Annotated in this window: 10 protein-coding genes; all 10 read left to right on the top strand. The window is 53.0% G+C overall.

Annotation, left to right across the window (positions count from 1 at the left end; all coding sequences use genetic code 11):
- The first annotated feature begins 7 nt into the window (after window positions 1–7).
- The 10 genes from mdtN to yjcO all read left to right on the top strand — a co-directional run bounded on the left by mdtN (window position 8) and on the right by yjcO (window position 13,143).
- On the top strand, window positions 8–1,039 hold the full coding sequence (gene mdtN, locus ACJHYO_RS03975; protein WP_000446369.1) for a multidrug efflux transporter periplasmic adaptor subunit MdtN: 1,032 nt from the start codon (window positions 8–10) through the stop codon (window positions 1,037–1,039).
- Window positions 1,039–3,090 (top strand): multidrug efflux transporter permease subunit MdtO, encoded by a 2,052-nt coding sequence (gene mdtO, locus ACJHYO_RS03970; protein ID WP_085455650.1) that lies wholly within the window; start codon window positions 1,039–1,041, stop codon window positions 3,088–3,090. The genes mdtN and mdtO overlap by 1 nt, the downstream gene beginning before the upstream one ends.
- Window positions 3,087–4,553, top strand: a complete 1,467-nt coding sequence (gene mdtP / locus ACJHYO_RS03965) for a multidrug efflux transporter outer membrane subunit MdtP (RefSeq protein ID WP_085455649.1) — start codon at window positions 3,087–3,089, stop codon at window positions 4,551–4,553. The genes mdtO and mdtP overlap by 4 nt, the downstream gene beginning before the upstream one ends.
- Before the next feature lie 197 nt (window positions 4,554–4,750).
- The gene (locus ACJHYO_RS03960; protein WP_011076734.1) at window positions 4,751–6,898 is read left to right on the top strand and encodes a formate dehydrogenase H subunit alpha, selenocysteine-containing; all 2,148 of its coding nucleotides are present in this window, start codon (window positions 4,751–4,753) and stop codon (window positions 6,896–6,898) included.
- Between the two features lie 374 nt (window positions 6,899–7,272).
- Entirely contained in the window at window positions 7,273–8,841 is a 1,569-nt protein-coding gene (locus ACJHYO_RS03955; protein WP_000592279.1) for an ABC transporter substrate-binding protein, read from the top strand.
- 99 nt (window positions 8,842–8,940) lie between these two features.
- Complete coding sequence (locus ACJHYO_RS03950; protein ID WP_410232408.1) at window positions 8,941–9,990, top strand: ABC transporter permease; 1,050 nt, start codon at window positions 8,941–8,943, stop codon at window positions 9,988–9,990.
- Window positions 9,990–10,823, top strand: coding sequence for an ABC transporter permease (locus tag ACJHYO_RS03945; protein WP_052925233.1), 834 nt, complete (start codon window positions 9,990–9,992; stop codon window positions 10,821–10,823). The genes ACJHYO_RS03950 and ACJHYO_RS03945 overlap by 1 nt, the downstream gene beginning before the upstream one ends.
- Window positions 10,816–11,652, top strand: coding sequence for an ABC transporter ATP-binding protein (locus ACJHYO_RS03940; RefSeq protein ID WP_000132446.1), 837 nt, complete (start codon window positions 10,816–10,818; stop codon window positions 11,650–11,652). Before ACJHYO_RS03945 ends, ACJHYO_RS03940 begins: the two co-directional genes overlap by 8 nt.
- On the top strand, window positions 11,639–12,343 hold the full coding sequence (locus ACJHYO_RS03935; RefSeq protein ID WP_000156928.1) for an ABC transporter ATP-binding protein: 705 nt from the start codon (window positions 11,639–11,641) through the stop codon (window positions 12,341–12,343). Before ACJHYO_RS03940 ends, ACJHYO_RS03935 begins: the two co-directional genes overlap by 14 nt.
- Window positions 12,344–12,453: 110 nt before the next feature.
- A complete protein-coding gene (gene yjcO, locus ACJHYO_RS03930) occupies window positions 12,454–13,143 on the top strand; it encodes a Sel1 family TPR-like repeat protein YjcO (protein ID WP_001296650.1) in 690 nt (229 codons plus the stop codon).
- Window positions 13,144–13,557: the final 414 nt, after the last annotated feature.

Below are 13,557 nucleotides of genomic sequence, written 5' to 3'. Positions count from 1 at the left end.
CGCGCTCATGGAAAGTACGCCGAAAAAAGCTCCTCGCAGTAAATTCCCTGCTCTGTTAGTGGTTGCGTTGGCGCTGGTTGCCCTTGTTTTCGTTATCTGGCGCGTAGACAGTGCGCCATCAACTAATGACGCTTACGCGTCAGCAGATACCATTGATGTGGTGCCGGAAGTCAGCGGTCGCATTGTAGAACTGGCGGTCACCGACAACCAGGCGGTGAAACAGGGCGATTTGCTGTTCCGCATTGACCCGCGCCCGTACGAAGCCAATCTGGCGAAAGCTGAAGCCTCCCTCGCGGCGCTGGATAAGCAAATTATGCTCACCCAGCGTAGCGTTGACGCACAACAGTTTGGTGCCGACTCGGTTAATGCCACGGTAGAAAAAGCCCGTGCCGCCGCGAAACAAGCCAGCGATACGTTACGCCGTACCGAACCGCTACTGCGAGAAGGTTTTGTTTCTGCGGAAGAGGTTGACCGTGCAAGAACCGCACAGCGTGCGGCAGAAGCGGACCTTAATGCCGTATTGTTGCAGGCGCAGTCAGCCGCCAGCTCCGTCAGCGGCGTGGATGCGCTGGTGGCGCAACGTGCGGCAGTCGAAGCGGATATTGCGTTGACGAAACTGCATCTGGAAATGGCGACCGTTCGCGCGCCGTTTGATGGCCGGGTCATTTCCCTCAAAACCTCCGTCGGGCAGTTTGCATCTGCGATGCGCCCTATTTTCACTCTAATCGACACTCGTCACTGGTACGTGATTGCCAACTTCCGCGAAACTGACCTGAAAAATATTCGCTCGGGTACACTCGCAACCATTCGCCTGATGAGCGACAGCGGCAAAACCTTCGAGGGTAAAGTGGATTCGATTGGCTACGGCGTGCTACCGGATGACGGCGGCCTGGTGCTGGGCGGCCTGCCGAAAGTGTCACGGTCTATTAACTGGGTCCGCGTTGCCCAGCGTTTTCCGGTCAAAATCATGGTCGATAAACCTGACCCGGAAATGTTCCGCATCGGCGCTTCGGCAGTCGCTAATCTTGAGCCGCAATAATGAGCGCGCTCAACTCCCTGCCATTACCGGTGGTCAGGCTGCTGACGTTCTTTCATGAAGAGTTAAGCGAGCGGCGACCAGGGCGCGTGCCACAGACGATGCAACTCTGGGTAGGTTGCCTGCTGGTGATTCTGATCTCGATGACTTTTGAGATCCCTTTTGTGGCGTTATCACTGGCAGTGCTGTTTTACGGTATTCAGTCGAACGCGTTTTACACCAAATTTGTCGCGATCTTGTTTGTGGTTGCCACGGTGCTGGAGATCGGCAGCCTGTTTTTGATCTACAAATGGTCATATGGCGAACCGTTGATCCGATTGATCATCGCCGGGCCGATCCTGATGGGCTGCATGTTTTTGATGCGCACCCATCGGCTGGGACTGGTCTTTTTCGCCGTCGCCATTGTCGCTATTTACGGGCAAACCTTCCCCGCTATGCTCGACTATCCGGAAGCGGTCGTGCGCTTAACGCTGTGGTGTATCGTTGTTGGCCTCTATCCAACCTTGCTGATGACGTTAATCGGCGTGCTGTGGTTTCCCAGTCGTGCCATTACGCAGATGCATCAGGCGCTTAATGATCGGCTTGATGATGCCATTAGCCACCTGACGGACAGCCTCGCACCGCTACCCGAAACGCGGATTGAAAGAGAGGCGCTGGCGCTGCAAAAACTCAATGTCTTTTGCCTCGCGGACGATGCCAACTGGCGAACCCAGAGCGCATGGTGGCAAAGCTGCGTGGCAACGGTAACCTACATTTACTCGACACTGAATCGCTACGATCCCACCTCTTTTGCTGATTCTCAGGCAATTATTGAATTCCGACAAAAATTAGCTTCAGAAATCAACAAGCTGCAGCATTCCATTACCGAAGGTCAGTGCTGGCAAAGCGACTGGCGGATCAGTGAAAGTGAAGCGATGACGGCACGGGAATGTAACCTGGAGAATATCTGCCAGACGCTGTTACAGCTTGGTCAGATGGACCCGAATACGCCGCCAACGCCCGCAGCCAAACCGCCATCAATGGTCGCCGATGCTTTTACCAATCCAGACTATATGCGCTACGCGGTAAAAACGCTGCTCGCCTGTTTGATCTGTTACACCTTCTACAGCGGCGTGGACTGGGAAGGCATTCACACCTGTATGCTGACCTGCGTGATCGTCGCTAATCCAAATGTCGGTTCGTCGTACCAGAAGATGGTGCTGCGTTTTGGCGGGGCCTTTTGCGGCGCGATTCTGGCGCTGTTATTCACGCTAATGGTCATGCCCTGGCTGGACAATATTGTCGAATTGCTGTTTGTGCTGGCACCGATTTTCCTGTTGGGCGCATGGATTGCCACCAGCTCTGAACGCTCTTCTTATATCGGCACACAGATGGTGGTCACCTTCGCGCTCGCCACGCTCGAAAACGTTTTTGGCCCGGTGTACGACCTGGTGGAAATTCGCGATCGCGCTCTGGGTATCATCATTGGTACCGTGGTGTCGGCGGTGATTTACACCTTTGTCTGGCCTGAAAGCGAAGCGCGCACGCTGCCGCAAAAACTGGCTGGCGCGCTGGGTATGTTGAGTAAAGTAATGCGGATCCCACGCCAGCAGGAAGTCACGGCTCTGCGCACTTATCTGCACATTCGCATAGGTCTGCATGCGGCGTTTAATGCCTGTGAAGAGATGTGCCAACGCGTGGTGCTGGAGCGTCAACTGGACAGCGAAGAACGCGCATTACTGATTGAACGTTCGCAAACGGTTATTCGTCAGGGCCGCGATATTCTTCACGCCTGGGATGCCACCTGGAACTCGGCGCAGGCGCTGGATAACGCACTACAGCCGGACAGAGCAGGTCAGTTTGCCGATGCCCTGGAGAAATACGCCGCCGGTGTGGCTACCGCACTCAGTCATTCTCCTCAAATAACGCTTGAAGAAACACCCGCCTCGCAGGCCATCCTGCCGACCTTATTAAAACAGGAGCAACACGTCTGCCAGCTTTTCGCCCGCTTGCCAGACTGGACAGCCCCGGCATTAACGCCCGCCACGGAACAGGCACAAGGAGCCACGCAATGATCAATCGTCAACTTTCACGCCTGCTGTTGTGCAGCATTCTCGGCAGCACGACGCTGATTTCCGGCTGTGCCCTGGTTCGTAAGGATTCTGCGCCTCATCAACAGCTCAAACCGGAACAAATCAAACTGGCCGATGATATTCATCTTGCCAGCTCCGGCTGGCCGCAGGCGCAGTGGTGGAAACAATTTAACGACCCGCAGCTGGATGCGCTGATCCAACGGACGCTAAGTGGTTCACACCCCCTCGCCGAAGCGAAACTGCGGGAAGAAAAAGCGCAGTCCCAGGCCGATTTGTTAGATGCCGGTTCACAATTACAGGTCGCAGCGTTAGGGATGCTCAACCGCCAACGCGTCTCGGCGAACGGCTTTTTAAGCCCTTATGCGATGGATGCGCCAGCACTGGGTATGGACGGGCCGTACTATACGGAAGCCACAGTCGGTTTGTTTGCCGGACTGGATCTCGATTTGTGGGGTGTGCATCGCTCAGCGGTTGCTGCCGCCATTGGCGCGCATAATGCCGCGCTGGCAGAAACCGCAGCAGTAGAGCTATCGCTGACCACGGGCGTAGCGCAGCTTTATTACAGTATGCAGGCCAGCTATCAGATGCTCGATCTGTTAGAACAAACTCGCGATGTGATTGATTACGCGGTGAAAGCGCACCAGAGTAAAGTGGCGCACGGTCTGGAAGCGCAAGTGCCTTTCCACGGCGCGCGGGCACAGATTCTGGCGGTCGATAAACAAATTGCTGCCGTCAAAGGGCAAATCACTGAAACGCGAGAATCTCTGCGTGCATTGATTGGCGCGGGAGCCAGCGATATGCCGGAGATCAAACCGGTGGCATTACCACGAGTACAGACCGGCATTCCGGCAACGCTCTCTTATGAGTTGCTCGCCAGACGCCCGGATCTGCAAGCCATGCGCTGGTATGTTCAGGCGTCATTAGACCAGGTGGATTCCGCGCGGGCGCTGTTCTACCCGAGCTTTGATATCAAAGCGTTTTTCGGTCTGGACTCCATCCACCTGGATACCTTATTCAAAAAAACCAGTCGCCAGTTCAACTTCATCCCGGGTCTGAAATTGCCGCTGTTTGACGGTGGACGGTTGAATGCCAATCTCGAAGGCACTCGCGCCGCCAGCAACATGATGATTGAACGTTACAACCAGTCAGTACTGAACGCGGTGCGTGACGTTGCCGTCAACGGCACACGTCTGCAAACGCTCAACGACGAGCGAGAGATGCAGGCTGAACGCGTAGAAGCAACGCGCTTCACCCAGCGCGCAGCCGAGGCCGCCTATCAGCGCGGCTTAACCAGCCGCTTACAGGCCACCGAAGCCCGGTTGCCAGTGCTTGCCGAAGAGATGTCATTACTGATGCTGGACAGCCGCCGGGTGATCCAAAGCATTCAGTTGATGAAATCGCTGGGCGGCGGGTATCAGGCGGCTCCCGTCGTCGGGAAAAAATAAAATGTCTACCGCGTGATGGCTGTCACGCGGTATTTCGTTTCGTCACGTCAAAACTGACGACAGCCTGTTTTTCGTCAGAGTTTTGAATAAATAGTGCCCGTAATATCAGGGAATGACCCCAAATAAAATGTGGCATAAAAGATGCATACTGTAGTCGAGAGCGCGTATGCGTGATTTGATTAACTGGAGCGAGACCGATGAAAAAAGTCGTCACGGTTTGCCCCTATTGCGCATCAGGTTGCAAAATCAACCTGGTCGTCGATAACGGCAAAATCGTCCGGGCGGAGGCAGCGCAGGGGAAAACCAACCAGGGTACCCTGTGTCTGAAGGGTTATTATGGCTGGGACTTCATTAACGATACCCAGATCCTGACCCCGCGCCTGAAAACCCCCATGATCCGTCGCCAGCGTGGCGGCAAACTCGAACCTGTTTCCTGGGATGAGGCACTGAATTACGTTGCCGAGCGCCTGAGCGCCATCAAAGAGAAGTACGGTCCGGATGCCATCCAGACGACCGGCTCCTCGCGCGGTACGGGTAACGAAACCAACTATGTAATGCAAAAATTTGCGCGCGCCGTTATTGGTACCAATAACGTTGACTGCTGCGCTCGTGTCTGACACGGCCCATCGGTTGCAGGTCTGCACCAATCGGTCGGTAATGGCGCAATGAGCAATGCTATTAACGAAATTGATAATACCGATTTAGTGTTCGTTTTCGGGTATAACCCGGCGGATTCCCACCCAATCGTGGCGAATCACGTAATTAACGCTAAACGTAACGGGGCGAAAATTATCGTCTGCGATCCGCGTAAAATTGAAACCGCGCGCATTGCTGACATGCACATTGCATTGAAAAACGGCTCGAACATCGCGCTGTTGAATGCGATGGGCCATGTCATTATTGAAGAAAATCTGTACGACAAAGCGTTCGTCGCTTCCCGTACAGAAGGCTTTGAAGAGTATCGTAAAATCGTTGAAGGCTACACGCCGGAGTCGGTTGAAGATATCACCGGCGTCAGCGCCAGTGAGATTCGTCAGGCGGCGCGGATGTATGCCCAGGCAGAAAGCGCCGCCATCCTGTGGGGCATGGGGGTAACCCAGTTCTATCAGGGCGTGGAAACCGTGCGTTCTCTGACCAGCCTCGCGATGCTGACCGGTAACCTCGGTAAGCCACATGCGGGTGTAAACCCGGTTCGTGGTCAGAACAACGTGCAGGGTGCCTGCGATATGGGCGCGCTGCCGGATACGTATCCGGGCTATCAGTACGTGAAAGATCCGGCTAACCGCGAGAAATTCGCCAAAGCCTGGGGCGTGGAAAGCCTGCCTGCTCATACCGGCTATCGCATCAGCGAGCTGCCGCACCGCGTGGCGCATGGTGAAGTGAGAGCGGCGTACATTATGGGCGAAGATCCGCTGCAAACTGACGCGGAACTGTCGGCAGTACGTAAAGCCTTTGAAGATCTGGAACTGGTTATCGTTCAGGACATCTTTATGACCAAAACCGCGTCGGCGGCGGATGTCATTTTACCGTCAACGTCGTGGGGCGAGCATGAAGGCGTGTTTACTGCGGCTGACCGTGGCTTCCAGCGTTTCTTCAAGGCGGTTGAGCCGAAGTGGGATCTGAAAACGGACTGGCAAATCATCAGTGAAATTGCCACTCGTATGGGTTATCCGATGCACTACAACAACACCCAGGAGATCTGGGACGAGTTGCGTCATCTGTGCCCGGATTTCTACGGTGCGACTTACGAGAAAATGGGCGAACTGGGCTTCATTCAGTGGCCTTGCCGCGATACTTCAGATGCCGATCAGGGGACTTCTTATCTGTTTAAAGAGAAGTTTGATACCCCGAACGGTCTGGCGCAGTTCTTCACCTGCGACTGGGTAGCGCCAATCGACAAACTCACCGACGAATACCCGATGGTACTGTCAACGGTGCGTGAAGTTGGTCACTACTCTTGCCGTTCGATGACCGGTAACTGTGCGGCACTGGCGGCGCTGGCTGATGAACCTGGCTACGCACAAATCAATACCGAAGACGCCAAACGTCTGGGTATTGAAGATGAGGCATTGGTTTGGGTGCACTCGCGTAAAGGCAAAATTATCACCCGTGCGCAGGTCAGCGATCGTCCGAACAAAGGGGCGATTTACATGACCTACCAGTGGTGGATTGGTGCCTGTAACGAGCTGGTGACCGAAAACTTAAGCCCGATTACGAAAACGCCGGAATACAAATACTGCGCCGTGCGCGTCGAGCCGATCGCCGATCAGCGCGCCGCCGAGCAGTACGTGATTGACGAGTACAACAAGTTGAAAACTCGCCTGCGCGAAGCGGCACTGGCGTAATACCGCTTAAACTCACGTTAAAAGCGGCGATATTACCCAACGCCTTTGTATCAATCCGGAAACGACTCTCTGTTTCCGGATTTTTTTATACATACCTGCGCAGTCAAACCAGCCCATCCTGGTTATTAGCGACGTCTTCTCGGTTGTTCTTCTATTCCAGTCACGATTGCAAATGAGAATTATCTTTACTCAATTCTCATCGCGGCCTAACGTAATAATACTTTACATTTGATAAACAAAATTTCGGTAAGGTGAGAAATCATCGACCGTTTAACTCGTTCTATTAACGGGATATTTTGGCGCGATTAATGCAGCGAACCCCCGTCTGATAGCATATTAATAACCTCAAAGTAATTTCAGGGATTGGGAAGCATATGATTAAAAAACTATTACCTTTACTGGTTTTAAGCACAATTTCCGCCACAACCGTTGCCGCTACACCGCCGAATACGTTGGTTGTAGCCCAGGGACTGGATGATATTGTGAGTCTGGACCCGGCAGAAGCTAATGAACTCTCAAGTATTCAGACTGTACCAAGTCTGTATCAACGCGTAGTACAACCGGACCGTAATGATCCGACGAAAATCACTCCGATTCTGGCGGAAAGTTGGCAGGCTGACCCCGCAGCCAAAACGCTAACCATAAAACTGAAAAGCGATGCGAAATTTGCCTCTGGTAATCCGGTACGCCCGGAAGATGTGATTTACTCTTATGTCCGGGCTGTCACACTGAATAAATCCGGTGCGTTTATTCTCAATGTGCTGGGATGGCAGCCGGAAAATATCGCCAGCCAGTTGAAGAAAATCGATGACCATACCGTCCAGGTACAATGGAGTGCCGACGTCAGCCCGGCGCTGGCACTGAATATTCTCTCCACACCAATCGCCTCAATTGTTGACGAGAAGCTGGTTGCGCCAAACGCCAAAAATAACGACTTTGGTAATGAATGGCTGAAGATGCATTCCGCTGGCAGCGGCGCGTTTAAAATGCGTACTTACCAACCGCATCAGGCCATCGTGATGGAAGCCAACGCCAGCTCACCAACCGGCGCCCCGAAACTGAAAAACGTCATCATCAAAAATGTTCCCGATCCGGCAACGCGTCGCCTGCTGATCCAACAAGGTGATGCTGATATGGCTCGTGATCTGGGAGCCGATCAAATCGATGCATTACAGGGTAAACCTGGCGTAAAAGTGATGAGCATTGCCTCCGCCGAACAGAACTACCTGGCCTTCAATACCGGTAACAAGGATAACCCGCTGATGAGTAATCCTGCGTTCTGGGAGGCCGCTCGCTGGTTGGTCGATTACGACGGCATCACCAAAAATCTCTTAAAAGGACAATATTTTACCCATCAAAGTTTCCTGCCCGTGGGCTTTCCTGGAGCACTGGAAGAAACACCGTTTACCTTTAATCCAGCCAAAGCAAAAGAGATCCTCGCTAAAGCCGGAATCAAAGACCCGCACTTCACGCTTGATGTCGAAAATAAACCGCCATTTATTACCATCGCGCAGTCAATTCAGGCCAGCTTTGCTCAGGGCGGTGTAAAAGTTGATTTGCTGCCAGCCGCAGGGAGTCAGGTCTACTCTCGCGTTCGCGCCCACCAGCATCAGGGGGCCATTCGTATGTGGTTGCCTGATTATTTTGACGCACATTCCAACGCCAGCTCTTTCGCCTATAACGATGGCAAATCCAGCACCGTTGCCGGGTTAAACGGCTGGAAAATCCCGGAACTGAACAAAGAAACGCTGGCGGCCATCGCTGAACCTGATAGCGCTAAACGTCTTGATTTGTATAAGAAAATGCAACAAGAACTACAACGTAGTTCCCCGTATGTCTTTATTGATCAAGGCAAAACGCAAATTGTCATGCGTGATAATGTGCAGGGGTATCAACAAGGGTTGAATGCCGATATGGTCTGGTTTGATCAGGTAACCAAATAACCCTGTATGCAACTCGCGTCCAGCCATGTTACCGGGCGCGGTACCAGGGCTGGCCTGTATTGCAGGCCAGCCGCTGATTTATCACTGTATGGAAAGATCATGTCTGTCGTTTTTTCCACTCGCGCGAGATGGCGAGGCAAGCGCCCTCTGCTCGCGCTGTTGCAAGGGCTGTTTACCGTTGCTCTGACGCTACTCGGCCTGCTGCTGGTTACCTTTGCGCTTTCGGCTCTCTCACCGGTCGATCGCGTACTACAAATCGTTGGCGATCACGCCAGCCAGTCCACCTATGATCAGGTACGCCACCAGTTAGGATTGGATCAGCCGTTAGCCGTCCAGTTCTGGCATTACCTGATGAATCTGGCACACGGCGATCTGGGCATCGCCAGCTCCACCGGGCAACCAGTACTCCAGGACTTGCTATCAGCATTCCCGGCGACCATTGAACTGGCAACGTTGGCGCTTATTGTCGGTGCTGTTGTCGGCGTCATTGCGGGTGTACTTTGCGCCCGTTATGTCGGTTCTCCGCTGGATTTCACCGTGCGAACATTAACTCTACTGGGAAATTCCGTCCCTGTTTTTTGGCTTGGTCTGCTGATGCTGGCGCTGTTCTACGCCAGACTGCAATGGAGTGCCGGGCCGGGCAGGCTGGATGATATTTATCAATTCACCATAGAACCCCGCAGCGGATTTGCGCTGATTGATACGTGGCTTTCTGGCGATCGCGAGGCATTTACCAATGCAATCAACCATTTGATACTTCCGGTTTTATTACTGGCGTACTTCTCGCTCGCCAGTATTACGCGCCTGACTCGTTCCGCCTGTCTTGGCGAAATGAATAAAGAATATATTCTGCTGGCGCGCGCCAAAGGGGCCAGCGAGATGACAATTTTGCTACGTCATGTTTTACCCAACATTCGCGGCACCTTGCTCACCGTTATCGCCCTCGCCTATACATCAATGCTGGAAGGCGCGGTACTGACAGAAACCGTCTTTTCATGGCCAGGTATTGGGCGCTACCTCACTACAGCGCTCTTCGCGGGTGATACCACAGCAATCATGGGAGGAACGCTGCTGATTGGCGTCTGCTTTGTGTTGATAAATAACTTAACCGACCTGCTGGTCCGGCTGACCGATCCGAGGTTACGCTGATGCCGATGTTTCTCTTTTTACGCCGTTTACGCCATTCACCCGCCGCGTTTTGCGGGTTGATAATTATCCTGTTATTGATGCTAATTGCGCTCTTCGCGCCGTGGCTGGCACCTCACGATCCTAACTGGCAGGATGCGGCGGCGCGGTTACAAGCACCGAGTCGTCAGCACTGGCTCGGCACTGACAGTTACGGGCGAGACCTACTTTCACGTTTAATCTACGGCAGCCGCCCGGCACTGGGGCTGGTGGCATTGGTGACAATCATTACACTCCCGGTCGGTCTGCTGATTGGCATTTTTGCCGGGTACTACGGCGGCTGGCTGGAACGCGTGCTGATGCGTTTTACTGACGTAGTAATGTCAATGCCGCGTTTAATTCTGGCTTTTGCTTTTGTTGCCATGCTGGGGCCGGGGCTGGTTAACGGCGCACTGGCGCTGGCATTAACCACCTGGCCTGCTTATGCGCGTCAGGCACGGAGTGAGATCCAACGTCTGCGACACAGTGATTATCTTGCCGCCGCAGAAATGATGGGCATCCGCGGCAGGCGTCTGCTGGCTGGTCATATTTTACCATTGTGCCTGCCATCTGCCATTGTCCGTCTGGCGCTGGATTTAGCGGGTATCATTCTGGCGGCTGCTGGCCTGGGTTTTCTTGGGCTTGGTGCTCGCCCGCCAATGGCGGAATGGGGAGCCATGATCGCCGACGGTATGCAGGTCATTTTTGATCAATGGTGGATTGCCGCCGCTCCCGGCGCAATTATCTTAATTGCCAGTCTGGCCTTTAATCTGCTGGGTGATGGCTTGCGCGATGTTCTGGAGCCTCAACATGACTGACTCACGTCTTAGTATCAACAATCTCTGCGTCGATTATCCGGAGTCCCGGGTCGTCAACAATGTCAGTTTTACATTAGGCAATGAACGTCTGGCGCTGGTCGGTGAGTCGGGTTCAGGTAAGTCCATGACCGCCCGCGCCCTGATGGGGCTGGTGCGTAAACCGGGTGTAGTAACCGCGGACACACTTAACATTCTGGGGCGTGATGCACTCACCCTTAACGCGCGTGGATGGCAACAGTTGCGCGGTAACGATATCGCGATGGTATTGCAAGATCCGCGTTACGCGCTTAATCCAGTAAAGACAGTAAAAGCGCAACTGGAAGAGGCGCTTACGCTCCATCAACGTCTGAACCGCCGCGAGAAAGAAGAGAAAATAAACACCGCAATTCAGGCTGTCGGCCTCAATACGCGAGTACTGCAAAGCTATCCTCGTGAACTTTCTGGCGGCATGGGGCAGCGAGTGATGATTGCAATTGCGCTCATCAACGATCCCCGGGTATTGATTGCCGATGAGCCAACATCAGCACTGGATGTGCGCCTGCGTAATCAGATTCTGGAACTGCTGGTTACCCAGTGTGAACAACGTCAGATGGCAATGTTGCTGATCAGTCACGACCTGCCATTAGTTGCCCAATTTTGCCATCGGGTGCTGGTGATGTATCAGGGAAATAAGGTGGATGAAATGCACGCTGCTGCGCTACCTACAGCAACGCATCCTTACACGCGCACACTGTGGACTTGCCGCCCAAATGCACAAACTTACGGGCAGATGCTGCCGACGCTGGACAGGACGGCAATGACGCCGGAGAAATACCATGACGATTGTTGAAATTAATCACTTACAGGTGACTTTTGCTGAGAAAACCGCAGTTTCTGCCGCCAGTTTTTCGGTTAATGCCGGAGAGACATTTAGTTTAATTGGCGAATCAGGCTGCGGAAAATCCACGATTTTGCGCGTAATTGCTGGATTACAGCGCGACTGGCACGGTCAGGTGTCACTGTTTGGGCACACCATCAAACCAGGAATGCGTTTTCAGGGCGATCTCCGCCGCAATGTGCAAATGGTGTTTCAGGATCCCTATGCCTCGTTGCATCCCAATCATACTCTGTGGCGAACGCTGGCTGAACCACTCAAAATTCGTGGCGAAAGAGAAATAGAAAAACGCGTCCAGACTGCACTGGAACAGGTTGGCTTGCCTTTCGACGCCGCTCGTCGCTACCCACACCAGCTTTCCGGTGGTCAACGGCAACGTGTGGTTATTGCTCGCGCCCTGTTGTTACGACCACAACTTCTTCTGCTGGATGAACCCACCTCGGCGTTGGATATGTCGGTACAAGCGGAAATCCTTAATTTGTTGAATCAACTTAAGCTGGAACACCAAATGACATATCTGCTGGTCAGTCACGATGCCGATGTCATCGCGCATATGTCTGATCGAGCGGCATTGATGTCCGAGGGAAAAATTCAGCGATTTTTTGATCGCGACGCCATGGAAAAGGGGAAACATCGGATGGATTAAAAAACCTGACATTGCATTAATTCATTCTGCTTTCAGGTCTTTTTACAGTTGTTTTTTTGTCCACCCGAACACTTTATACTGTCTCTCCCCTACCAAACTTCATTATCAAAATGAAAAAAATTATCACTTTGATGTTGTTTTTGACATTCTTTGCCCACGCGAACGACTCCGAGCCTGGCAGCCAGTATTTAAAGGCAGCAGAGGCCGGGGACCGACGCGCACAATATTTTCTTGCCGACAGCTGGTTTAGCTCCGGCGATTTGAGCAAAGCCGAATATTGGGCACAGAAAGCCGCCGACAGCGGTGATGCCGATGCCTGCGCGCTGTTGGCGCAGATCAAAATCACCAATCCGGTCAGTCTGGACTATCCACAAGCAAAAGTGCTTGCCGAGAAAGCAGCGCAAGCGGGCAGTAAAGAAGGTGAAGTAACGCTGGCGCATATTCTGGTAAATACGCAAGCGGGTAAACCGGATTATCCAAAGGCGATTTCGCTGTTAGAAAACGCCTCGGAAGATCTGGAGAACGACTCTGCCGTCGATGCCCAAATGCTGCTTGGTTTGATTTACGCCAACGGCGTGGGCATTAAGGCCGACGATGACAAAGCAACCTGGTATTTCAAACGCAGCTCTGCGATTTCCCGAACCGGTTATTCCGAATACTGGGCGGGAATGATGTTCTTAAACGGTGAAGAGGGTTTTATTGAGAAGAATAAACAAAAGGCGCTGCACTGGTTGAATCTGAGCTGTATGGAAGGATTTGATACCGGTTGTGAAGAGTTTGAAAAATTAACTAACGGTTAAGGTAGGCGCAGCAAACGTCGCATCAGGCATTGATGTCGGATGCGGCGTAAACGCCTTATCCGACCTACAAAAATCACGCCAAATCAGGCTATTGCGCTGTCTGACGTAGGCCTGATAAGACGCGGCAAGCGTCGCATCAGGCGTTGATGTCGGATGCGGCGTAAACGCCTTATCCGACCTACAAAATCACGCTACATCAGGCTATTGCGCTGTCTGACGTAGGCCTGATAAGACGCGGCAAGCGTCGCATCAGGCGTTGATGTCGGATGCGGCGTAAACGCCTTATCCGACCTACAAAAACCACGCTACATCAGGCTATTACGCTGTCTGGCGTAGGCCTGATAAGACGCGTTAAGCGTCGCATCAGGCGTTGATGTCGGATGCGGCGTAAACGCCTTATCCGACCTACAAAAA

The organism is Escherichia sp. WS1118, from assembly GCF_046487695.1.
Taxonomy (GTDB): domain Bacteria; phylum Pseudomonadota; class Gammaproteobacteria; order Enterobacterales; family Enterobacteriaceae; genus Escherichia; species Escherichia coli.
The sequence above is the reverse complement of the archived record's forward strand: the minus strand, read 5'-3'. Positions and strand labels throughout refer to the sequence as shown.